Below are 24,038 nucleotides of genomic sequence, written 5' to 3'. Positions count from 1 at the left end.
GCGCACGAAACACAGATCGAACCTTTTCACCCTTTGAAACCTCTCTGGACTTCTTTAAAAAGTGTTGATGTCGATTCAAGCAGCTGAGTCATCTGACTTTTCAGCTTGTTCATCTTCTGTTTTGAACATGTTTCCATTTCCGTAGGCGGATTCTTTGCCTGGCAGTGCCAAGTTTAAGAGTACCCCGACTAGTGTTGCTAATGCCATAGAAGAAACTGCAAAACCATTAAATTGAAGTTTCGCTCCACCCACTCCAATAACTAAGATGACTGAGGAAATGATTAAGTTTCGTTTGTCTCCAAGATCAATGTTATTATCAATCAGCATCCGCAGTCCACTTGAAGCGATAATTCCAAACAGAAGGATGGATACCCCGCCCATAACCGCTGATGGGACTGCACCGATCACTTCTGTAACGATGCCAATGAATCCGAAGAAAATGGCTGTTACGGCCGCTCCACCGATGACGAAGACGCTAAATACTTTTGTAATGGCCAAGACTCCAATGTTTTCTCCATATGTTGTATTAGGTGGTCCTCCTAAAAAGGATGCAATCATAGTAGCTAAACCGTCTCCTGCAATAGAGCGATGAAGGCCTGGTTTGTCTAGGAAGTTTTGACCGACGACTTTTGAGAGAACCATTTGATCTCCTATATGCTCAGCAATGGTCACAAATGCAATGGGTACCATAATTAGTGCTATTTCTGCAATCGGCACTGATCCTGGTGAGAAATCTCTAAATGGTAATGTAAAGTCTGGCATTTGGAACAAGCTTCCTAAAAAGCTTAGAACTCCTGTTGCTGATGTGATCTCATTCCATTCAGCTTGTATTCCACTAGTGTCAACTACACCTTGCGTTAATGCGAACAAGTACCCGCCTGTTATTCCAAAGAGCACTGGAATGATACTCATAAATCCTTTAAAGAACAAAGAGGCAATTATGGTTAAAGTTAATGTAACAGCCGCGATTGTCATGTAAGTTAATGAGTAATTCCCATCACTATCGTTCATCGCCATGTCCACCGCAGTAGAGGCTAGCCCTAGTCCGATTACGATGATGACAGGACCTACCACTACAGGTGGAAGAATTTTCATGATCCATTTCGTTCCGAACAGCTTAATAAGCATGGAAACTCCGCCGTATACAAGTCCAGCCATAAAGCTTCCAATCATAATACCCGGAACCCCTGCTGCTTGATCTGCAGCTATGATGGGAGGGATAAACGCAAAGCTTGAACCAAGATAAGCAGGTATTCTCCCCTTTGTAATCGCTAGGTAAGCGAGTGTCCCTACGCCGCTCGATACTAAAGCAACGGCTGGAGATAATCCAGTAAGAAATGGTACTAAGATTGTAGCCCCAAACATGGCAAACAAATGTTGTAAACTTAAAGCAATCCACTTAGGCAAGTTCGGTACTTCTCTTACGCCTAAATTCACTTGGTTCTTCTTCATTTATGATCCTCCTCTTGTATGAGCATGCTTTGATTTCTTTCCATAAAAAAACCTCTTTGCGAAAGCTCGCAAAGAGGTAGACGTGTCCTATAGATACACGTTGCCTAGTCATTGCGACCTTTCGAGCCTCACAGGACTTCATTTAAAGGTCTTCTATTTTTACTTCGTATAAATACTTACTTCATCCACTTCATCTGATTCCAACAACTGAACACCGATGACTTCTTCTTGAGATGTTGGCACATTTTTGCCTACATAATCCGCTCGAATTGGTAATTCACGATGGCCTCTGTCTACTAGAACAGCAAGTTGAACTTGGGCTGGTCGACCATAATCCATGATGGCATCCATAGCTGCCCGCACTGTTCTTCCTGTGTAGAGAACATCATCGACAAGAATGACTTTCTTACCGGCAAGGTCTGTTTCAACATGTGTTCCTTTAATAGTAGGATCTTCATTGTCCTCGGATTTCGTTAGATCATCTCTGTAAAGCGTGATGTCCACTTCACCAATCGGCACTTCGATCCCTTCTATTTGCGAGATCTTTTCAGCTAAACGCTTCGCTAGTGGGACACCTCTTGTTTTTATTCCAACAAGCACAAGACCCTTACCCCCTTTATTCTTTTCAAGGATTTCGTGGGCAACTCTTGTAAGTCCGCGTCGTATGGCTGCTTCATCTAGTACGAGTGCTTTCTTCTCCATGCTGTCTTATTCCCTCCTGTTTTCACGAGGTACGAAAAAATCCCCTTCTACCGCGGTAGAAGGGGATTTAGATAGACGTATACCCAACTAAGGACATAACTGTCTCGTTCATCCGTACCCTTCTCAGCCTCACGGGACTGTTTTAAAGGTCTTTATTCTAGTTCCCAATTATTCCATAGGACATTTATTCCGTCAACCTATTTATTCAAATACTCTAAAACTTGTTTGAGCTCCTCTGGGAGGTCGGAATCAAAGTGAAGCCATTCTCCTGTGGAAGGATGCTCAAATCCTAACTCTTTCGCGTGAAGAGCTTGTCCATTTAAATCAAGCGTTCGACGTGGACCATACTTTGGATCCCCGATGATTGGATGCTCTATATAATTCATGTGAACACGAATTTGGTGAGTACGCCCTGTTTCTAGAACACATTCGACAAGTGTATGTTCTTCAAAGCGGTCTAACACTTTAAAGTGTGTGACAGCATCTTTGCCACCTTCTACAACGCCCATCTTTTGGCGGTCTTTTGGATCACGCGCGATTGGAGCATCAATGGTCCCATATTCATGATGGATCACACCTTGAACTAGCGCTACATATTTACGTTCCACTGTTTTATTCGAAAGCTGTTCCGCTAAAGATGTATGAGCTTTATCGTTCTTTGCAACCATTAAAAGTCCGCTTGTATCTTTATCTATACGATGAACAATACCTGGGCGCATGACTCCATTAATACCTGATAAATCTTGACAATGATGTAATAGAGCATTTACAAGTGTACCGCCACTATGGCCCGCTGAAGGATGTACGACCATCCCTTTAGGTTTGTTCACTACAATCACATCTTCGTCTTCATATACGACGTTAACAGGAATGTCTTCTGGCATTACTTCCATTGGTTCTGGTTCTGGAATATCCCAGGATAAGACATCTCCTTCTTGACATTTATAGTTACTCTTCTGGTGCGCACCGTTAACCGTTACGAATTGATCCTTCACCCATGCTTGTACTTGAGCACGAGATGCATCTTCGCTTAAAGATGTTAATACTTTATCTAATCTCTCATTATGTTCTTCTTGTGTTATATGATGGGTGTTTAAACTCATTTTGTGCTTCCTTTCTTCCGTTCATCTAAAATTGTAGCTATAAAGACAAGCCCTACTCCGACAACAAGCGCAGAATCAGCTACGTTAAAAATAGGGAAATCATAGCTACCAATGTAAACATCAAGGAAATCTACGACTTCTTTCCTAAAGATCCGGTCGATAAAATTCCCAACAGCACCGCCTAAAATCAACCCAAGAGATATTCCAAGCAAGGGGTTATCTTTTGTATACTTTTGAATGTAATAAATCACAAAAGCAATCACGAATACTGTAATGATATAGAAAAACCAAAACTGTCCTTCTAGCATCCCCCATGCCGCTCCTTTGTTACGGTGAGACGTAATATAAAAAACATCTTCAATTACAGGGATACTTTCTAGCAATTTCATTTGTGTATCAATTATCCATTTCGTCAGTTGATCAATAAGTATGATCACAATCGCCAAAACGTAATACCACAAAACATGTTCCTCCGTTCTACACAAACTATTCCTTTAGCATTTTACCACACTTCTAAGAAACGTGCGCGAAAATCATTTCCCGCTAATAAAGTTTAAGGGGTAATGAAAAACCTGCCTCCGCCAAATGGCGAAGACAGGCAGTAAACGAATTCTTATGCTTTGTAGTGCTCTTCAACAACAGAAGCACAGCGTGGGCAAAGTTCTGGATGAGCTTCGCTTTCTCCGATTTCTTCTGAGACAACCCAGCAGCGCTGGCATTTCTCACCTGGGTGAGCTTTCACAAGAACAGATACGTGATCATATTCTTTAGCTTCTGCTGCTGTATCAGCAACTGTAGCTCCTGATACAATCAATAGTTGTTCTAAATGATCGACACTTTCTAGAAGCTGTTTTGTTTGTTCATCTTTAGGGACAACCGTCACATGTGCTTCTAGAGATTTACCAATTACTTTGTCAGCACGTGCTTCTTCTAGTGCTTTTAAGACATCGTCACGAACGCCCATGAAGTGATCCCACTTTGCTTTAAGAGCTTCATGATCTTTAACTTCTTGAACTTCCGGAAGATCCGTTAATTGAACACTCGACTCTTCTACGCCAGGAATGTGTTGGTACACCTCATCTGCTGTGTGAGAAAGGATTGGCGATAGAAGCTTCGTAAGAGACATAACCATTTCATAGTAAACCGTTTGAATACTACGACGACGGGCATCGTCTTTTGCTTCAATGTAAAGAATATCTTTTGCAAAGTCTAAGTAGAACGAGCTCAAATCGATCGTACAGAAGTTATGAACTGCATGATAGATGGTAGAGAACTCATATTCATCATAAGCCTTACGCACTGTGCTTGTTAGCTCTTGTAAGCGTAGGAACATATAACGGTCAACTTCTTGAAGATTCTCTTGCTCTACATAATTTGTCTTTGGATCAAAGTCATGTAAGTTTCCTAGCAAGAAACGGAATGTATTACGAATCTTACGATAAACTTCTGATACTTGTTTCAAGATATCGTCTGATATACGTACGTCTGATTGATAGTCTGCACTCGCAACCCATAGACGAAGGATATCTGCACCAAGCTGCTTCATCACTTTATCTGGAACAACTACATTCCCTACAGATTTACTCATTTTACGGCCTTGGCCATCAAGAGCGAAGCCATGGCTAAGAATACCTTTAAATGGTGCTTTTCCTGTTACAGCAACAGCTGTAGAAAGAGAAGAGTTGAACCAACCACGATACTGATCAGAACCTTCTAAGTAAAGGTCTGCCGGACGAGCAAGTTCATCACGTTCATGAAGAACAGCCTGATGAGAAGAGCCACTGTCGAACCAAACATCCATGATATCTTGTTCTTTCGTAAACGTCCCATTAGGGCTGTGCTCTGATGTGAAGCCTTCAGGAAGCAAGTCTTTTGCTTCACGCTCAAACCAAACGTTTGATCCGTGTTCACGGAACAAGTCTGAAACGTGTTGAATGGTCTCTTCTGTAATAATTGGAGTATTGTCTTCACCGTAAAATACAGGAATAGGAACACCCCACGCACGTTGGCGGGAAATACACCAGTCTTCACGGTCACGAACCATGTTGTAAAGGCGTGTTTCGCCCCATGCAGGCGTCCACTTCGTTTGTTTGATTTCTTCTAGAATATCTTCACGGAAATCTTTAATAGAAGCGAACCACTGGCTTGTCGCACGGAAAATTGTTGGTTTCTTCGTACGCCAGTCATGTGGATAAGAGTGCGTGATAAACGTTAAGTCTAATAAAGCCCCTACTTCTTTTAACTTTTCTGTGATGTCTTTATTCGCTGCATCATAGAACAAACCTTCATATCCAGGTGCCTCATCTGTGAAGTACCCTTTTTCATCAACTGGACAAAGGACTTCAAGTCCATATTGTTTACCTACCCAGAAGTCATCTTCCCCGTGTCCTGGTGCTGTGTGTACACAACCAGTACCAGCGTCTGTCGTAACGTGGTCACCTAGCACGACAAGAGAAGAGCGATCATAAAGGGGGTGCTGTGCTTCTACTCGTTCAAGTTCGCTTCCTTTATATGTCTTAACGATTTCTGGATTTGACCATTCAAGAGCTTCTGCAACTTCATCAATTAATTTCTCAGCAATGATATACTTACCACTATCTACTTTCACTTTCACATAATTCAATTCAGGATGAACGGCAATACCTTGGTTAGCCGGGATCGTCCAAGGTGTAGTAGTCCAGATTACAAACGTTTCATCTCCTTCTAAAACCCCGTTCGTTTCTTTAACATCAAATCCGACGTAAATAGAAGCAGATCGTTTGTCTTGATACTCAATTTCCGCTTCAGCTAATGCGGATTCAGATGAAGGACTCCAGTAAACTGGTTTTTTACCCTTATAGATATAACCCTTATTTGCCATAGTTCCAAAGACTTCGATCTGGGCAGCTTCGTAATCTTTATTCAACGTAATATATGGGTGATCCCAGTCACCGCGTACACCAAGTTGCTTGAATTGATGACGCTGGTTATCAACTTGTTTTAACGCATATTCAGCACATTTTTCACGAAATTCAGCGACCGTCATCTTCTTACGGTTAACTTTCTTTTTCGCTAGTGCTTGCTCAATCGGAAGGCCATGCGTATCCCAACCTGGTACGTAAGGCGCATGAAATCCTGCCATAGATTTATAACGTACAATAAAATCTTTCAATACTTTATTTAGCGCGTGACCCATGTGAAGATCACCATTGGCGTATGGAGGGCCATCATGAAGTACAAATAACGGGCGTCCTTGTGTACGCTCTTGTACCTTTTCATAAATGTTCATCTCTTCCCATTGTTGTTGCATTTTAGGCTCACGATTCGGAAGGTTCCCTCGCATAGGAAACTCCGTTTTAGGCATGAGCAAGGTGTCTTTATAGTTCATTAAACCGTTCCTCCTTCATAAGTTCAGCATAGTCAATTTGCTATAGACTGATACCTCTAAAAAAACAAAAAAGACCCTCTCATCCCAGAAGGGACGAGAAGGTCTCGCGGTACCACCCTTATAGATTAAAAGACATATGACGTCTTTAAAAATCCACTCTAGCATTCGTAACGTGAATGAAACGCCTCTATTTACAAACAAGATCAATAGAGGTACTCGAGGGTGATCTTCCAAAATAACATCTTACTCAGGCTTCCACCATCCCTGATTCGCTTGTGTAGATTATTTATTTCGTACTGTCCCTGTCACCATATGTGTATATAGATATAGTTCTGTTAATGAATTATATGTAAAAATAGCTTAAGCGTCAAGAATTATTTTCGGCTAGCTCTTTTTCATATTCTGTTTCTTCTTCGATCTCCTCATTGAACAGTTCATCCCAGTCATCAGTTTCTAACATGTCAAGCTGTGCTTCTACCATCATCTTTAGACGGGTACGGAACACTTTAGCTTGTTTTTTCAGTTCTTCAACTTCTAATGAGATTCGGCGAGATTTCGATAATGCTTCATTTATGATACGATCAGCATTTTTCTCAGCTTCTTTTAAGATAAGCTTCGATTCTTTGTTTGCGTGCCCCTTCACTTCTTCTGCTGTCTCCTGAGCCACAAGAATAGATTTATTCAACGTTTCTTCTATATTACTAAAGTGACCAAGCTTTTCTTCCAGCTGGCTTACTTTTTCCTCTAAGTTCTTCTTTTCACGAATAACTGATTCATAGTCTTTAATAACCTGATCAAGAAATTCATTGACCTCGTCTTCATCATATCCTCTAAACCCACGCGTAAACTCTTTGTTATGGATGTCTAATGGTGTAAGTGCCACTAGGGCCACCTCCTTTTATAAATAAATATACACATTTCTTCAGTAAGCTATAAATTCGACAAAACCTCACTAAATCCTTCTCATTTCCACAAGTATTCATGTAAATTTATCGAAAAAAGAGAGAATCATCTTTTTGCCCTCTACTTATTATTTTAACACAGCCGTCACAATTCGCCATTTATCTTTTTTTGTTTTACCCTCAATTTCTTTTACAACGCTACGACCTTTCCCTCTCAGTGATATAAGGTCCCCCGTTTCCAAAGTAAAAGAGGGATCTTCTACTGTGCGAAAGTTTACTTTAACGGCTCCCTTATCAATAAATAAACCAGCTTTTTGCCTTGAAATGTTGTAGATCTCTTTCACCATAACATCTAAACGGAGAGATGATACAGTTCCAGATTGCTCTTGCCACTCTTCTTGTGTTTCAAGAACTTCTCCTAAGGGACGTTCTTCAAACAAAACCCCAGCTTTTTTAATACCTGTCATATTCATCTTAACGTAATCTGCAATTTCACTTGCTAGAAGAATTTGAATATGGGTATCCGTTACGATTAAGTCTCCCAACTTATTACGTTTAATACCAAGAGACATAAAAGCTCCAAGCACATCCCTATGCTCAAGTGTAACGAACTTACTTGGATAACTAGCTTCTAATAAAGTCACACCAAACTCTTCATCCAGGGGATTCTCATAAAACGGGGCTAATATAAGGCGTTTACGTTCTGCCGTTTCATATCCCCCAAAATCCCTTAATACAAAATCTTCGTTATTACCAATAATAGAACGAAATATGTATTGCTCTCTTGGGTCAAGAAAGTCACTTACTTTCCTTTCATAGCGAGAAGCTACTTCGTCCTGCCATGATAGCACTTGGTCGATAAAGGGTTGTTCTTCTTTACGGAAATGCTGATAGATGTCCATCACATTCACCTACTTGATCTATAAAATAAGGATGTCTAACGAAAACTTCCTCTCTAATCATTAAGAGAAAAGCCCTCTTTAGACATCCCATAATCGGTTCATTTCTTATGGATTATACTAAAATATTATACAATACGGGTAAGCCGTATAGCTGAGCAATATTTAAAGCAAAAATCGCTACGATAGGCGAAATATCAATCATTCCAAGTGGAGGAATAATCTTTCGAAACGGCTCCAAATACGGCTCGCAAATCGCACTTAAAAATCGACCAATTGAAGAATCTCGTGCACCCGGGAACCAGGACATTAAAATGTAACCGATAAGCGCATAAAAATATGCTGAAAGCGCAAAGCTTAAAAATTCAAAAATGATCCCTATCAAATTGTCTACCACCTTTTCTCGTATTCGTCATCACTAGCAAACATTTCTGAAATGTTGCCAGAGACATCTACATTATCAGGCGTGCACAAAAAGGTTTGTGAGCCTAGCTTTTGCATATCCCCACCTATAGCATAAACGGTTCCACTTAAAAAATCTACAATACGTTTTGCCTGATGATGATCTACTCGCTGCAAATTAATGACAACCGCTTTACGATTGACTAGATTATCAGCAATCTCTTGTGCCTCATTATACGTTCTTGGCTCAAGCAGAACAACTTTTGAAGCAGGTTGTACACTTTTTAAACTGACTACATTTTGTTTTTTCTCTTCTTTCGTCTGAGCATCACGTTGCTTCGGATGATTTCTCTGGTCCACTTCTTCCTCATCAGCATCCACATATTCGTATTCGTATTCATATTCATCTTCTAAAGCGAAAATTTTCTTAACACTTTTCATGAATCCCATGATTTTTCACCTCTTTTATTGATCCTCACGACCGACTAACTTTGAGCCAATGCGTACATGGGTTGCTCCTTCTTCAATGGCAATCTGATAATCGTTGCTCATCCCCATTGATAATCCATGGCAAGGAGCATGGTCCCAACCTTTTCTCTCTACCTCTTCTTTTATTTCGCGTAGGTGGCGAAAAGTAGAACGTAACCGTTCTTCGTCTTCCGTATGAGGCGCCATCGTCATTAGTCCTTCTACTAGGATATTGTCATAGTTTGACAAACGTTCAATAAACGAAAGAACCTCATCAGGCGACAAACCGTGTTTGGACTCTTCACCACTAACATTAACCTGAACGAAACAAGAAATTTTTTGTTTAGCTCGCTTATGAATTTCTTTAGCTAAAGAAAGTCTGTCCAAGGAATGTATGGTCGTTATAGTATCAATAACATCTTTAACTTTTCTAGATTGTAAAGAACCGATAAAGTGCCATTTTGCTTCTGAGCCCATGGCATCAAATTTTTCTTGTAAACCTTCAGAACGGTTCTCACCTAAGTGTGTGATACCGGCATCTACTGCTTTTTTAGCACGTTCAATAGATACGTATTTTGTCACTGCTATGACCGTAACATCCGAGGAGTTCCTCCCGCTTCTTTCACAGGCTTGTTTGATCTCTTCTGTCACAGTCTCGACATTTTTCTTGATGTCCACGAAAAAATGTCTCCTTTCTTACTTTTTAAACCCAATAAAACCTAACATTCTACCGGTCTTGCCCTCATCTCTTCTATGGGAGAAGAATAAATGGCTATTTTGATATGTACAATATTCAGATACTTCAATATGGTCTTCTTTTATACCTGCTTGCATGAGTAATTCCTTGTGCATCTGCTGAAGTGACAATAAATACTTTCCATTTCCTTGCTCAATTACTGTCGGTTCAGAGCGAAATTGTTCAGGAATCTGATCTACCACAGCATCATCTACTTCGTATGCATCCCCGCCTATTGAGGGTCCTACTGCAACTCGAATGTGTCTTCTGTCGGCACCATACTTTTCTAAAGCTTCGATCATCTTAGGTCCCATGCTGGCTACGGTTCCTCGCCAACCAGCATGAGCAATACCAATCCAGTTATGTACTGGGTCAAAGAAAAATAATGGTACGCAATCCGCATAAAAAGCAGTAAGTAATACGTTAGGTTCGTTCGTAATTAGGCCATCACAATCCGGGATAGCGGTTTCCCTTGAAGTTGCACCTTTCCCTAAATCTTTCTTTGTAACACGTTTAATTTCTGTCTTATGAACTTGTTCCCCACCTACCCAGGATTCGAGTGGGAAATCCAATAATTGGGCCAGCGATTCTCTATTTTTTCTAATCGTATCTTGTTGATCAGGAACGTGCCAAGCCAGGTTGAACGAATCAAACGGAGCCTCTCCTGTACCGCCTATACGTGTCGTAAGCCCTACAGTCAATTCAGGATGAGGATACGTCCACTTCGTTAACTCCATATAAGAAGGATGTGTATGATGAAAGCTCTCCATGCTTCTTACCTCCAAAAAAATAATGGTTTCGTATATTTTATCACATTCTGTAGGAAAATTCTTGAGTGAATCCGCTTATTCTGGCTTTTCCGGGGGATATAATTCAGGACGTGTCACATTTTTAACTAATATAACATCTTCTCCTATAGTTAAGATCGAAGACCAAGGGATAACTAGCTCTTCATCTTTTCCAAATAACCCCATCATCTTTCCCTTTGTCCCAACTACGATTGCAAGAAGCTTCCCTCTATCTACATCAATTTCTAAGTCAGTCATATGACCAATTTTTTGACCATTCTCTACAGAAATAATTTCCTTTACTTGTAAATCAGATATCGTCACCATTCATGACACCACCTTTGTAGCTATTTTATGCTCAAGATGGCTTAATCTTCACCAGAATATATATTCAATAACCTTTAAATTAGACAACAGAAAAGGTCTAAGTACATTTCATGCGTACTTAGACCCATCCATTAGTCATACATTTGTTTGTTCATTTCCTTGATTGCAGCCTTTTCGAGACGAGAGACTTGAGCCTGGGAGATCCCAATTTCATCGGCAACTTCCATTTGCGTTTTTCCTTGGAAAAATCGCTTATTCAAAATCATTTTTTCTCGGTCGTTTAATCTTCTCATACCCTCTTGTAAGGCAATCTCATCAATCCAAATCGAATCCTTGTTTTTCTCATCACTTAACTGATCCATAACAAATATCGGGTCCCCACCATCATTATAAATGGGTTCGAATAATGAAACTGGATCTTGAATTGCATCAAGAGCAAACACAACATCGGAATGGGGAACTCCCATCTCCTCAGCAATCTCCATTGGTGTTGGTTCTTTAGACGTCTTACTCATGAGCTTCTCTCGTACTTGTAAAGCTTTATAAGCGATATCTCTCAACGAGCGAGAAACACGAATAGGATTATTATCCCTTAAGTAACGTCTAATTTCTCCAATAATCATTGGTACAGCATAGGTTGAGAATTTTACATTTTGACCCAAATCAAAATTATCAATGGATTTCATTAGTCCAATACAACCAACTTGGAAAAGGTCATCCACGTATTCTCCTCGATTGTTAAAGCGCTGAATAACACTCAGCACAAGACGTAAGTTCCCATTTACCAACACTTCTCTGGCACTTTCGTCTCCTGCTTGCATTTGCGTAAATAACTTACGCATTTCATCATTTTTAAGTACCGGTAATTTTGATGTATCGACTCCGCAAATTTCAACTTTATGTCGTGTCAAATCTATACCCTCCTCAGTGGAGCTGCTGTCAAAAAACAGTATCTCCTGGCGAGGGAAATTTATGCACGAGTGTCTTTTCATGTGTGGAAGCCTAACAGCTTTCTTACATGAGAATTAGCTATAAATCGCTAAAAAAAGAAGAACTAAAAAAATTTACAGTTCTTCTATTTTCACCGCATAAATCCATATCTTATGTATGGAAATAATGGAATATATGTAGTTGGATATCCATATAATCTTGAGTGGTAAACAAAGTTACAAAAAAAGAGACGAAAATGAACTCAATCATTTTCGTCTAATACATTATTCTTCTACACCATTTTATTAAACTCTTTCTTTAAACGACGAATAATTTTCTTCTCTAATCTTGAGATGTAGGACTGTGATATCCCTAACATATCAGCAACGTCTTTTTGTGTTCGCTCTTCTTCTCCGACTAGACCAAATCGTAATCCCATAATTTGCTTTTCTCTATCATTCAGTTGCTCTAAAGCTTTTAGCAACAATTTCTTATCAACGCTTGCTTCTAAATCTTTTGTAATAATATCCTCATCCGTTCCCAACACATCTGATAACAGCAATTCGTTTCCATCCCAATCAATGTTTAGTGGCTCATCAAATGAAACTTCACTGCGAATCTTATTATTTCTTCTTAAGTACATAAGAATCTCATTTTCTATACACCTAGAAGCATACGTAGCTAATTTAATCTTCTTTTCAGGGTTAAAGGTATTCACTGCTTTGATCAGTCCTATGGTTCCAATACTAATTAAGTCCTCGATATTAATTCCTGTATTTTCGAACTTGCGAGCTATATAAACCACTAACCTTAAATTTCGTTCAATTAAGATGGCTCTCGCAGCTTGATCCCCTTTCGTAAGCTTTTGCAAGAGTTCTGCTTCTTCTTCTTTACTAAGCGGTGGTGGAAGAGCCTCGTTTCCCCCAATGTAGTACACTTCGTCCGTTTTCCAGCCTAATTTGTATAAAAGTTTATACCACCATAATTGAACCTTAAGCTTCCATTTCCTCATAGTTCTCCTCCCCTTTTGTAAAACATTTATGCAGAGTCAACAGCAATTGACTTTAGTAAATGTGGATGTAACAAACATTGATAGCTTTCATCTGGTGAAAGTTGTCCAAATTGAATGCCAATCAGGACGCGATCTACCGTAATTGGATTATCTTCAATCGTTAGACGAATCCAGTCTGGTTTTAAGACAAGCATAAACTGACTCGCACCTCCCACCCCCTGATAAGGCACAATTCGAAATTTATCCGTCCATCCCTCAGGAATAAGTTCAAAATCAAGGGTTTGTTGAACTTTATGGATATTCTCCCACTCCTCTTCTTTAAACCACTCCTTCATAACTGCCTCATCACATATAATGACAGGTTGCTTCGTAATTGGATCAACAAGCTGATTTCCACTATCTACAAAAGATAAAAGTTGTTGTACGTGGTTATTGACCGAGATAGAAACAGGTAGAATTTCATCGTACTTAATTTTTTGGACAATAAGCTGGTCCATTCTACGTTTGGAGAAAATCCAAACAATAGGGAAACCGATTAGAACAAACAACCAGCTGACTCCGTCTCCAAACCCTGTTTGATACGTAACAATGACTCCACTCGAAACAAAGATCTGCTCATTTAAGAAGTAATAGAGTCCAAATAGCCCTCCACCAATCGAAAACGTCACAAAGTAGAATAAGAAAAGCCTTCTAGCAAACACTCGTACATTTCGGTAACCAAAAGAAGTGAATATAATAAGTAGTGAGAAAAGGCCTTTTCCAGCTGGCGTAGCCCATAAGGAAGATGGATAGAATAAGTTCAGCGGAACTAACAACGAAGCCACAACAGCACCAAGTGCTAATCGATACCGAGGGCTTCGTGACTTGGATAAACTATGTGTAAGAAGTAAAATCATCCAGTCTAGGAAAAAGTTCAGAAGCCAAACAGCATCCAAATAAATGGTCAACATTTCATCCCTTTCTCTTAGGAATTTCATCTGTTGCAATTTAGTATAGAAGAGATAGATAAAGAAGTCTGTCACATTATGAGAGGAAGTTAAAACTTATTTTTATAGATTTAAGCAGGTTTTGTCGGAAGGTTTTTGTGAATGAGAAGCATACATCTATTTAATACCTTTTACACTATTTGAAGAAAGTAATACTAGACTATTATCATGTGTGTATTCGTGAATAGGACAGGATTGTCGAAGACTCGAAGCTGAGAGAATGTTTCCGTTTGCTTTAATTGAGTGTAAGGTGGGCCTGGAAACCACTCGCTTTCCTGTGGGGAGCTGGTGAGCCTCCTCAGCCGGCACGCCGGCTTCCGGGGTCTCACCTATACTCTTCTGCCCACGGGAGTCTCGCAGTTTCCAGGCCCACCTTTACCATATAAGGGTGAACGAAAACATGCTAAATAGGGTGACTTCATCCCTCCTGATGCGACCTACGGGGCCGTTCACCTCTTTAAAACCGGGGCTTGCTCGGGGACTGCGAGACTCCCGCGGGGGAAGGAGCCTAGGGAAGACCCCACAGAGAGCGTGAACTTGCCCCATAAATTTGGACACAAATTCTTAAACTGCTTCTAGTATTTTTTGGCGATATTTGGTAGGGCTTTGCCCGTTTAATCTCTCTTTAATTCGTTTTGTATTGTAATAATGAATATACGTATCCATTTGTCTTTCAAAGTCTTTCATATTTTCAAATGACTTTCTATAGAGGAATTCAGCCTTAAAGATACCAAAGAAGTTCTCCATTACAGCGTTGTCATGACAGTTCCCTTTACGCGACATACTTTGGACAACGCCTTCTCGTTGTAAACGGCGTACAAATTGGGGCATTTGATAATGCCATCCTTGATCAGAGTGTAAGAGGAGATCATCGGATTCAGAAAGGGACTCAAAAGCGCTCTCCAACATGGTTTCCACAAGGGCATACGTCGGTCTGTATCCCCATGTATACGTTATGATTTCACCATTAAATAAATCTTGAACGGGAGAAAGATAAATCTTCTGTCCGAACAGCTTGAACTCTGTGATGTCAGTTGCCCACTTCTCATTTGGTTTTTCAGCCTTAAATTCGCGGTTTAACACGTTATCAGAAACCGTTCCTACTTTACCGCCATAGGAATAATATTTGCGTGCACGAACCTCGCATTTAAGATTGTCTTCCTTCATAATCCGAAAGACTTTTTTAGGGTTAACGAGATAGTTTCTATTTCGAAGTTCCATGTGGACGCGACGGTAGCCGTACAGACCATCATGTTCCTCAAAAATTTCATGAATCTCGGTTCTGATCTCCTCATCTGGATCTGTTTCATTCATCACCTTAACCTGATAATAAAACGTACTACGCGGGAGCCCGGCTATTTTACACAAGCGATCGGCAGAGTAGCCTTGTTTACGCCTCAGTTCGTCGATCGCTTCTACTTTGAATCGTTTCGAATGTTTCGGGTGTCGTGTTTTTGAACTAAGGCTCTCAACTTTTTTAAATAAGCAATTTCCATGTGAAGGAGTTCGTTTTCTTCCTGTAAATCCTCATAGCTCTTAGGCTGTTCGTTTTGAGAATCATGCTTCTTGTTAGTCATTTCTGGTTGCCCCTTTCCAGACCGATCAAGGGCTTCAGCTCCTCCTTTATCCCACTTCTTTTTCCACCTGGCGACCATTGAGTAGTCTGGGATTCGGAAGAGGGCTGAGGCCTCTCGAATGGAGTAATTCATGGTTTCGATAAATTGAATCACCCTCATTTTAAAATCTGGAGAGTAGCTTGGATAGACGGGAATAAATGCTTTTTCTTCATGATATTTGTAAAGTTTGACCCAGTAACGGATGACAGAATCATCCACGCCCACTCGGCCGGCTAACTGTCTGTAGCTCGTACCTCCATCTAAATATCTTTGAACCACATCGTGTTTAATGTATGGAGTAAATTTTTTCATTTTCTCACCTCATATTCTCGGATCAACTGTGTCCAAAAATATGGGGCAAGCTCAGCGACAGCGAACGAGGAGGCTTCCCAGCTCCCCGCAGGAAAGCGAGTTGTCCCCGAGCAAGCTCAAGCACTCATAATCGTAACGGCCCTTTTGACACTAAAGTGTCTCAGCTTAGAGTCTTCCATATACATCAAATACTATTAGAAAGCCTGATCAAAAATAAAAAGCCTACAGCAATATGCTGTAGGCTTCCTTCGTTATTGTCTTCTGTTTCGGTTACGGTTTCTCAAGAATGTCGGGATATCAAGCGTATCCTCTTCTTGTTGAGGCTTGTAACTTGGAGAAGATTGTTGTTGCTGCTGAGGTTGACTTGAAGCAGGGGCTTCTCGGCGTGGCTCAGGACGTTTTTTCTCTTGTTGAGGCTGCTGATTATTCAAACCAGGACGTGCCTGTGGTTTATTGCCTTGTAATTGACTTTCATCAAATCCAGTCGCGATGACTGTTACTACAATTTCATCTTTTAGATTCTCATTAATAACAGAACCAAAGATAACGTTTACTTCTTGATCCGCTGCAGACGTTACAATATCGGCTGCTTCTTGTACTTCATAAAGACTTAGATTTGCTCCACCTGTAATATTCATAAGAACACCATGAGCGCCATCTATGGATGTTTCAAGTAATGGTGAGGAAATAGCTTTCTTAGCGGCTTCTGCGGCTCGACTCTCTCCTGTAGCAATACCAATTCCCATAAGGGCAGACCCTTTATCAGCCATAATCGTTTTCACATCGGCAAAGTCTACGTTTATGAGACCAGGTACAGCAATTAAGTCTGAGATACCTTGTACACCTTGACGTAAAACGTTATCCGCTTCACGGAATGCTTCTAGCATAGGTGTGTTTTTATCCACAATCTCAAGAAGGCGATCATTTGGAATAACGATAAGAGTGTCTACGTTACTCTTTAATGAGTCAATACCTCCAGTAGCTTGTGTAGAGCGTTTACGTCCTTCGAAAGTGAATGGACGTGTAACAACACCAACTGTTAAGGCACCCAATTCTTTTGCGACCTGAGCGATGACAGGAGCAGCACCAGTACCAGTACCGCCGCCCATTCCTGCAGTAACGAAGACCATATCCGCACCTTGTAGGGCTTCCTCTAACTGTTCTTTACTTTCTTCAGCTGCTTTGCGACCAACTTCAGGATTCGCTCCAGCGCCTAAACCTCGTGTTAACTTATTACCTATTTGCATTTTTACTTCAGCTTTAGATAAGTTTAATGCTTGTGCATCGGTGTTGACCGCAATAAACTCAACACCTTGTACTCCATGCTCAATCATTCGGTTTACAGCGTTACTACCGCCTCCACCTACACCAATAACTTTTATGGTGGCTAATTGGTCCGTGCTCGTATCAAACTCTAACATTTTCCGTTCCTCCCACTTTGCAAGATTCCAAGATTCTGTATCTAGTACGATTTAAACTTCGATAGGATGGATGTTTAATCGAAGAAATATTTAATTAAATTTGCAACTTTTGATTCTTTTTGTTTCTTTGGTTCAGGTTGATGATCAGACTGACTTGGTTGTTTCTTTTGTTTCTTTACTTTCGGTTGTTCTGTTTCTTCTACAGTAACCGAAGGGAAAAGTTCTTTGCCTTGTATTTTCGCATTATGATAGGCAAATTGCAATATACCTACTCCTGAAGTAAATTGCGGTTCGCGTACCCCAATATAATCAGGTATTGCAATTCGAACGTTTGTTTGGAAGCAATCCTGAGCTAAATCTGCACAACCTGGCATCCCTACTAATCCACCAGTTAAGACATATCCACCTGGCAATTCACGATAACCCATGCGTCTTAGTTCACGCTCAGCGTATGCATAAATCTCTTCTAATCGTGCTTCAATCATATCAGATATCTGTAACTGATTAAATGATTGTTTCCGGTCACTACCAATTATAGAAACCTCAAATGTTTCCTCTTCTTGAGCATCATCAAAGAAGGCATGACCGTAATTTAGTTTTACATCTTCAGCTTCTTCTGTTGATGTTCTCATACCGATTGACAAGTCTTTTGTGACATTATCGCCACCTAATGAAATAACACTTGTATCTTGCAAGAACCCTTGTTCAAAAACAGAAATAGTCGTGCAACCGCCACCAATATCAAGAAGAGCAACACCAAGATTTTTCTCATCTTTAGATAAAGCAACAGCTCCAGAAGCTAACGGTTGTAAACATATATCGAGAACTTCTAAGTTAGCGCGTTCTACGCACTTCAAGATGTTATGTAGAACCGTCTTTGAACAAGTTATAATGGTTCCTTCCATTTCAAGACGAACACCAATCATACCGCGAGGATCTGTAATTTCATCTAATCCATCCACAATAAATTGCTTAGGAATAACGTCTACAATTTCACGTTCTGGCGGTACGGAAATGACCTGGGCTGCATCAATTACACGTGCAATATCTTCATTTCCAATTTCACGGTTTTCGCTCTGCACAGCTACAACACCATGACATGGCTGAAGTTGTATGTGGCTACCATTAATACCAACAACCACCCGGTTAATTTGCATCCCTACCATTCTTTCTGCCTGTTCTACAGCATTTCGTATGGATTGGACCGTTTGATCTATGTCTACAATGGCACCTTTTTTCATCCCATTAGAGGCTGCTGTGCCAACACCTATAATATTTAACGAATCATTCATTACTTCGCCTATGATTACTTTGATTTTTGATGTACCTATATCAAGGCTGACAAGTATATCATTGTTGTTCAAATCCAAGGCACCTCCTAAACTAAGGCATCTGATTAGTTCACATGTTACCGAATGTTCTCTTTAATCGCAATTCATTTCCGGCTACTTCTGTTAATTTAATCTTTTTGTAAAAGAAAGCCCAAAATGCTTTATACTCATCCGATTCAATATGAACCATCAGAAACTATTTACCTTATTCAACAAAAATAAGATAATTTCCTTTTATTTTCTTTCGTTTTTTTCAATTTCCTTCTTATTACTCCTACGGTCTACTATGTAGCGTCGGATAATGGCTATATTTTGAAATAACCTAACTCCAAATGCAAATACTGCTGCTAAATACAAATCGACACCCAATTGGACCCCAAGAAAAGCTAAGAAGGCTGCTAATATAACATTAAAGAAGAAACCAGAAACAAAAACAGCTTGGTCAAACTTCTTTTCCAAATGTGCCCTGATTCCTCCAAGTAAAGTATCAAATGCTGCTAACACGGCTATAGACAAATAGTTTGCATACTCTTCAGGAACTCTAATGTCAGATATAAAACCTAAACTAATGCCTACAATTAAAAACAATATCGGTAACCACATTATGTTTCACCTGTTTCTGTAGCATCTTCCGTTTCAAGATATTGAAGGTCTGGGGTTTGTTCATACTCTGGCAGAGTCAATTTCTTCCTTATTTCCATCGATACAGATAGATTCTCAATTACAAACATTTCAAGTGAATCACTTACTTCCATATAATTAAGCAGTTTCTCTGGATCCTCAGCCAAAACTTTAATTTTTAGAGGGAGCGGAGGAACTGGATGGTTATTAACGTAAGTCGTACCATTTACATCCCGAATAGGTGATAGATTAGTAATTCTTTCCTGCCCAATGGAAATGTCTTTAGCACCATAAGTATTTAACTCATTAATAAGCTGATGTAGTAGGGATGGCGACACAGTAGGATAGGTTTCTGCATACTCCAAATCCTGAAAGATTGGCTCTACTGTAAGGATTACTCCAGCCCCTTTTACTTCTGTAAGACCAGCTTTTAACTTTAAATTATTAAGAGATTTATTAAGTGTTTCTACCTTCTCGAAGTTTGATTGACCTTCATATTGAGCAATCATCTTATTTAAGTCTCGCTCTTTAGCTAACAATTCTTGCTGCGTTTTTTGTTGCTTCTGTAACTCGGTCCTAACTTCCCATAAATCACGAGTATCCCTAACTTTAGGTTCTTGAGTTGTCTGGAATTGTATGGCAACCATAAAGCCGACTAAAGCAAATACGAAGGAGAAAATGATTTTACTGCGAATGTTCATTTCAATCACCTTTCTCCTGTAAGGCGAGCATCCATATTGATGATGTCTTTCTTTTGAGTGGTAACTTCTACATTATCACTTAGTAGTTGGTCAACTACTCCACCTTTTAACGTTAAGCTAGGCATTAGAACATCAGGATTTCCGATTGCCGTAATGACAAACGGCGCAGGATGTTGAACACCATCAACAGAAACGACGGGTCCTACACAAGCTATATATGAATCTCGATATAGCCTTTGCCCATTAATAGCAATAGCATTTGCTCCTGCTGATAGCAATTCGTTTACAACTTTATGAATGTGACTATCGTGTACGATATATTGATTGACATTTTCTTCTGATGGTATGTAATCTGCATCTTTTAGCTGAATTTCAACACCTGTACCTTTAACCGGAAGTTCCCCTGTTAATTTTTGAAGCGTTTTTTTGTCTTGCACATAGTCACTTACTGTTTGTTCTTGATTGGCCAATTGATCTTCCATCTTTTGAATCTCAGACTTTTTCTTTTCGATGTCTTCTCGAATAGATTGATTTTCTTTTTCAATGTTAATCAATTGTTGCCTGTAATAATAATCTTTCTCAAGTTGTTTGTCAGTAAGCTGGTAGACTTGTGGACCCTGGTTGGTTTGTTGGTAACTAAACGCAACCAAGAATCCTGATACGAATAACACAAGGGAGAAAATGACGTGTCTACCGGTTAGCCTCATCGCTCTCTTCCCCTTCTTTCTCTTGTTGTGGATATTCTTCGAAATAAGCACCAACATCGATATGAATAATCCCTCTTTGTCCTGGTTCTAGCTGTGCAATAATAGAAGGATATGATCGCATGTTCTGAGAAAAATTCCGAATCGAAGCCTCCACTTCAAATCCATCGTTCATGTATAAATGAATTTTGTAAGGATTCTTATCACTTGGTGTCCACTGTACCTCCGAAATTAACTGAGTAACACTTGAAGGTAACTGTTGTAGTTCTCTTGTCATTTCTTCTAAATAAGATTGACGCTCGAATCCAAGTAATAAAGGAGCATCACCATGAGGGTTCTTTAATTTCTGATCAGTCAATTCCTCACCCGTTTCTAAAATCGGGTAATAGGAACCTTCTCTTTCTACATACCCTACTCTCTGGTATTCCTCAATCTTCATTTCAACAGTGGAAGGGAAATGCTTGTCAACTTGAACCGCACTTATTTCTTCATGTTGTTCAATCTTTTTGGCTAAAGCTTCTCGATCTACTTTCCAGTAATTATCTTCTCCTGGAGTTAATCCACTTAAGGAGAGAATCATGTCCCGATCAACATGATCGTTCCCTGTTACCTCAACAGACTTTACTTCACTCAATGAAGATTGCAAGTAAATGATGATCGCAATAAGCAAAAAGAAAAAAGACAAGTACATAATCAAGCGTCGATTCGACTTCTTTCTTCTGGATTCTTTTAGTTTCGGTATCCGATCTTCAATAGAAACGATTTTCTTTTCAGCCATGGAAAATTCCCCTGCCCGGTGTTTTCAATTACATAAGGAAACGGCATACGAGATGCCGCTATTATGCATAGGAAAATTATATCACAAATCACTTGATTTTTCGTGATTTTTCTGTATCTATGTGCCAACAATTTCTACTTCTGTATGCAAATCCACACGATACCTCTCAGCAATCGTTTTCTGAATGTGAAAAATTAATGCCAAAACGTCTTCATAAGAAGCATCTCGAGTATTAACGATAAAGTTTCCGTGTAACTCAGAAATTTTAGCCCCGCCTATTTGATATCCCTTTAAACCAGCTTCTTCGACTAGTTTTCCTGCGTAAGTTGGAAGAGGGTTTCTGAATATACTTCCAGCACAAGGGTCCCGCCAAGGTTGCGTTTCTCTACGGTAATCTTTGTAATTCTTCATTTCAGACATTAATACTTCCTTGTTTTCCGGTTCCAATTGAAATTCAGCCTCTACACATATACCCGGCTTTTCAGTTTGTAAAACCGATGTACGATAAGAGAATTTCATTTCATCTTTTGTTAGCCATTTTAATTGTCCATCAATAGTTAACACACGAGCTTTTGTTAAAATTTGAGAAATATCTGCACCGTGTGCACCAGCGTTCATGTAAACAGCTCCTCCTACACTACCTGGGATTCCTCCTGCAAACGTTAAGCCTCTAAGTCCTTTACGACTCAATACTGTTGCTAACTTAATGATTGGATAACCTGCAGCCACTCGAATCCTGTTTCCTTCAAGTTCATGTAATTCATCGAAATTAGTACCTAGCTTTATAACGGCCCCTCTGATCCCTTCATCAGGAATTAATAAATTCGAACCGCGGCCAATAACACGATAAGTTACACCATGTTCATGTAAGACATCTAATGTATGCTTTAAACCCTCTACTGAATAAGGCTCTATGAATAAATCAGCTGGACCACCAATCTTAATCGTTGTATGTTTACTTAAAGGTTCATGTAGTGATACTTTTCCTACCTGTTGTTTTTCTAGAATGGTTAGAATTTCTTGCATCAATCTTCCTCCTTACAACGACTGACTCCATCACTGCCTTATCAAACTAGCTATTCATACTTGTTAGGTTTACTATACATTCTACATCATTATCCAACAGATGTGACAGTTCTATAAAAAATTATGAACGATACACGATTCGGCTCGTTCCCCTATAAATTGGGGGTCGTAGGTGTAGTGGATAAGAAACATTTCAAGAGGTACAATGAAACCTTTTCGACATATATAACTTTATTAATATAGTTACTTAAAGAGGCATCAAATTGCATAAAAAAAGCCATCCCTCTTGGATGGCTTTCATGTTATAGCTTAGCGTAACGACTAATGTTTAGCAAGATCCCTACAGAACAGAGTGTCAAGGTTAATGAGGAACCTCCATAACTTAAGAATGGTAAGGTGATCCCTGTAACTGGCATTAATCCTGTTACTACACTAATATTAATCATGACTTGAATTGTGATCATTCCAACGATCCCTAATGCCAGTAAGCTACCGAAAGTATCTGGTGCGCTTAAAGCAACCCTTATGCCTCGCCACAAGAGCAGGAAAAACAATAATAATACTAGAGTCCCCCCAATAAATCCGAGTTCTTCGGCAAGTATAGCAAAGATAAAATCCGTTTGAGGTTCCGGGAGGTAATAAAATTTCTGTAAACTCTGTCCGAGCCCAAGACCCATTAGACCACCAGGGCCAATGGCATACAAAGATTGTATAATTTGAAACCCAGCTCCAAGAGGATCTTCCCAAGGATTTAAGAAAGCAGTAATACGCTGCATGCGGTATGGTGCAGAAATAATAAGCCCAGCAAATCCGGCTAATCCCAGTACACCTAGTCCCACAAAATGAGCAATTCGTGCTCCAGAAACAAAAATCATCAGCATACAAGTTCCAACTAATACTACTCCAGTTCCAAGGTCTGGCTGCAACATAATGAACCCGAAGGCTACCATAACAAGTGATAAAGACGGTAGGAAACCCTTCGTGAAAGAAGTAATCTTCTTTTGATGATCAGCCAGATACCTAGCCAAGAAGATGATTAAACCAAGTTTCATAAATTCAGATGGCTGAATACTGAATGCCCCTACTCCAATCCAACTTCTTGCTCCTCCCCTGACCATCCCAACGCCAGGGATTAACACAGCTACAAGTAATATAAAGCAAATAATTAAAAGTGTTTTAGAGCTATTCCTCCATGTAAGGTATGGAATATTCATAAAGCCAAACATTGCTACGATCCCTGCACCTGCGAACAATAATTGACGCTTTGCAAAGAAAAAAGAATCATCAAATTTATAAGTTGCCCATATAGCGGATGCACTATAGACCATAATAACCCCTATTAAGAGTAGTGAGAAAATGGCTATAATGAGCAACAAATCTGGTGCTTTATGCAACTGTTTTGTCCGACTCTGCAACATAAATTGGCCCCCTTGGTTCAAGCAGAACGTTGGGGG

The 24,038-nt window shown here is 39.8% G+C and carries 24 protein-coding genes and 1 other annotated feature; all 24 genes read right to left on the bottom strand.

Features of this window, described 5'->3' with window-relative positions:
• Nucleotides 1-75: 75 nt before the first annotated feature.
• Nucleotides 76-1,452 (bottom strand): solute carrier family 23 protein, encoded by a 1,377-nt coding sequence (locus IMZ31_RS08170; RefSeq protein ID WP_207530030.1) that lies wholly within the window; start codon nucleotides 1,450-1,452, stop codon nucleotides 76-78.
• Nucleotides 1,453-1,611: 159 nt separating this feature from the next.
• On the bottom strand, nucleotides 1,612-2,154 hold the full coding sequence (pyrR, locus tag IMZ31_RS08165) for a bifunctional pyr operon transcriptional regulator/uracil phosphoribosyltransferase PyrR (protein ID WP_207530029.1): 543 nt from the start codon (nucleotides 2,152-2,154) through the stop codon (nucleotides 1,612-1,614).
• Between the two features lie 197 nt (nucleotides 2,155-2,351).
• On the bottom strand, nucleotides 2,352-3,257 hold the full coding sequence (locus IMZ31_RS08160; RefSeq protein WP_207530028.1) for an RluA family pseudouridine synthase: 906 nt from the start codon (nucleotides 3,255-3,257) through the stop codon (nucleotides 2,352-2,354).
• Entirely contained in the window at nucleotides 3,254-3,718 is a 465-nt protein-coding gene (gene lspA, locus IMZ31_RS08155) for a signal peptidase II (RefSeq protein WP_207530027.1), read from the bottom strand. Before lspA ends, IMZ31_RS08160 begins: the two co-directional genes overlap by 4 nt.
• 152 nt (nucleotides 3,719-3,870) lie before the next feature.
• The gene (ileS, locus tag IMZ31_RS08150; RefSeq protein WP_207530026.1) at nucleotides 3,871-6,624 is read right to left on the bottom strand and encodes an isoleucine--tRNA ligase; all 2,754 of its coding nucleotides are present in this window, start codon (nucleotides 6,622-6,624) and stop codon (nucleotides 3,871-3,873) included.
• 86 nt (nucleotides 6,625-6,710) lie between these two features.
• Nucleotides 6,711-6,942: a binding site (T-box leader), on the bottom strand.
• Nucleotides 6,943-6,991: 49 nt separating this feature from the next.
• Entirely contained in the window at nucleotides 6,992-7,507 is a 516-nt protein-coding gene (locus IMZ31_RS08145; RefSeq protein WP_188654810.1) for a DivIVA domain-containing protein, read from the bottom strand.
• A 147-nt stretch (nucleotides 7,508-7,654) separates the two neighbouring features.
• Complete coding sequence (locus IMZ31_RS08140) at nucleotides 7,655-8,428, bottom strand: YlmH family RNA-binding protein (RefSeq protein ID WP_207530025.1); 774 nt, start codon at nucleotides 8,426-8,428, stop codon at nucleotides 7,655-7,657.
• Between the two features lie 112 nt (nucleotides 8,429-8,540).
• Entirely contained in the window at nucleotides 8,541-8,807 is a 267-nt protein-coding gene (locus tag IMZ31_RS08135; protein ID WP_188654988.1) for a YggT family protein, read from the bottom strand.
• An 8-nt stretch (nucleotides 8,808-8,815) separates the two neighbouring features.
• Nucleotides 8,816-9,277, bottom strand: a complete 462-nt coding sequence (locus IMZ31_RS08130) for a cell division protein SepF (protein WP_242705679.1) — start codon at nucleotides 9,275-9,277, stop codon at nucleotides 8,816-8,818.
• Nucleotides 9,278-9,292: 15 nt separating this feature from the next.
• Nucleotides 9,293-9,973: a YggS family pyridoxal phosphate-dependent enzyme gene (locus IMZ31_RS08125; protein ID WP_207530024.1), complete on the bottom strand. Its 681-nt coding sequence runs from the start codon at nucleotides 9,971-9,973 to the stop codon at nucleotides 9,293-9,295.
• A gap of 18 nt (nucleotides 9,974-9,991) precedes the next feature.
• Nucleotides 9,992-10,801: a peptidoglycan editing factor PgeF gene (pgeF, locus tag IMZ31_RS08120; protein ID WP_207530023.1), complete on the bottom strand. Its 810-nt coding sequence runs from the start codon at nucleotides 10,799-10,801 to the stop codon at nucleotides 9,992-9,994.
• A gap of 75 nt (nucleotides 10,802-10,876) precedes the next feature.
• Nucleotides 10,877-11,146, bottom strand: coding sequence for a YlmC/YmxH family sporulation protein (locus IMZ31_RS08115; RefSeq protein WP_207530022.1), 270 nt, complete (start codon nucleotides 11,144-11,146; stop codon nucleotides 10,877-10,879).
• A gap of 131 nt (nucleotides 11,147-11,277) precedes the next feature.
• Nucleotides 11,278-12,057 (bottom strand): RNA polymerase sporulation sigma factor SigG, encoded by a 780-nt coding sequence (gene sigG, locus IMZ31_RS08110; RefSeq protein WP_036778499.1) that lies wholly within the window; start codon nucleotides 12,055-12,057, stop codon nucleotides 11,278-11,280.
• Between the two features lie 311 nt (nucleotides 12,058-12,368).
• Nucleotides 12,369-13,088, bottom strand: coding sequence for an RNA polymerase sporulation sigma factor SigE (gene sigE / locus IMZ31_RS08105; protein ID WP_036778497.1), 720 nt, complete (start codon nucleotides 13,086-13,088; stop codon nucleotides 12,369-12,371).
• 26 nt (nucleotides 13,089-13,114) lie between these two features.
• Nucleotides 13,115-14,038: a sigma-E processing peptidase SpoIIGA gene (gene spoIIGA / locus IMZ31_RS08100; protein WP_207530021.1), complete on the bottom strand. Its 924-nt coding sequence runs from the start codon at nucleotides 14,036-14,038 to the stop codon at nucleotides 13,115-13,117.
• Between the two features lie 600 nt (nucleotides 14,039-14,638).
• Nucleotides 14,639-16,002, bottom strand: a protein-coding gene (locus IMZ31_RS08095; protein ID WP_371825481.1) for an IS3 family transposase whose coding sequence is annotated in 2 segments (ribosomal slippage) — nucleotides 14,639-15,540 and nucleotides 15,540-16,002 — 1,365 coding nt in all. Because the reading frame shifts where the segments join, the coding sequence is not laid out codon by codon here.
• A gap of 251 nt (nucleotides 16,003-16,253) precedes the next feature.
• The gene (gene ftsZ, locus IMZ31_RS08090; RefSeq protein WP_207530020.1) at nucleotides 16,254-17,423 is read right to left on the bottom strand and encodes a cell division protein FtsZ; all 1,170 of its coding nucleotides are present in this window, start codon (nucleotides 17,421-17,423) and stop codon (nucleotides 16,254-16,256) included.
• 74 nt (nucleotides 17,424-17,497) lie between these two features.
• On the bottom strand, nucleotides 17,498-18,787 hold the full coding sequence (gene ftsA, locus IMZ31_RS08085) for a cell division protein FtsA (protein WP_188654824.1): 1,290 nt from the start codon (nucleotides 18,785-18,787) through the stop codon (nucleotides 17,498-17,500).
• A gap of 201 nt (nucleotides 18,788-18,988) precedes the next feature.
• A complete protein-coding gene (locus IMZ31_RS08080; RefSeq protein ID WP_188654826.1) occupies nucleotides 18,989-19,357 on the bottom strand; it encodes a small basic family protein in 369 nt (122 codons plus the stop codon).
• Nucleotides 19,357-20,076, bottom strand: coding sequence for a DUF881 domain-containing protein (locus tag IMZ31_RS08075; protein ID WP_207530019.1), 720 nt, complete (start codon nucleotides 20,074-20,076; stop codon nucleotides 19,357-19,359). Before IMZ31_RS08075 ends, IMZ31_RS08080 begins: the two co-directional genes overlap by 1 nt.
• A 5-nt stretch (nucleotides 20,077-20,081) precedes the next feature.
• Nucleotides 20,082-20,783: a DUF881 domain-containing protein gene (locus IMZ31_RS08070; protein ID WP_207530018.1), complete on the bottom strand. Its 702-nt coding sequence runs from the start codon at nucleotides 20,781-20,783 to the stop codon at nucleotides 20,082-20,084.
• Nucleotides 20,767-21,558, bottom strand: coding sequence for a cell division protein FtsQ/DivIB (locus IMZ31_RS08065; RefSeq protein ID WP_207530017.1), 792 nt, complete (start codon nucleotides 21,556-21,558; stop codon nucleotides 20,767-20,769). Before IMZ31_RS08065 ends, IMZ31_RS08070 begins: the two co-directional genes overlap by 17 nt.
• Before the next feature lie 117 nt (nucleotides 21,559-21,675).
• A complete protein-coding gene (murB, locus tag IMZ31_RS08060; RefSeq protein ID WP_207530016.1) occupies nucleotides 21,676-22,584 on the bottom strand; it encodes a UDP-N-acetylmuramate dehydrogenase in 909 nt (302 codons plus the stop codon).
• 302 nt (nucleotides 22,585-22,886) lie between these two features.
• Nucleotides 22,887-24,002, bottom strand: coding sequence for a stage V sporulation protein E (spoVE, locus tag IMZ31_RS08055; protein WP_207530015.1), 1,116 nt, complete (start codon nucleotides 24,000-24,002; stop codon nucleotides 22,887-22,889).
• Between the last annotated feature and the right edge of the window lie 36 nt (nucleotides 24,003-24,038).

This window comes from Pontibacillus sp. ALD_SL1, assembly GCF_017355605.1.
This window is presented reverse-complemented; position numbering and strand designations above follow the sequence as displayed.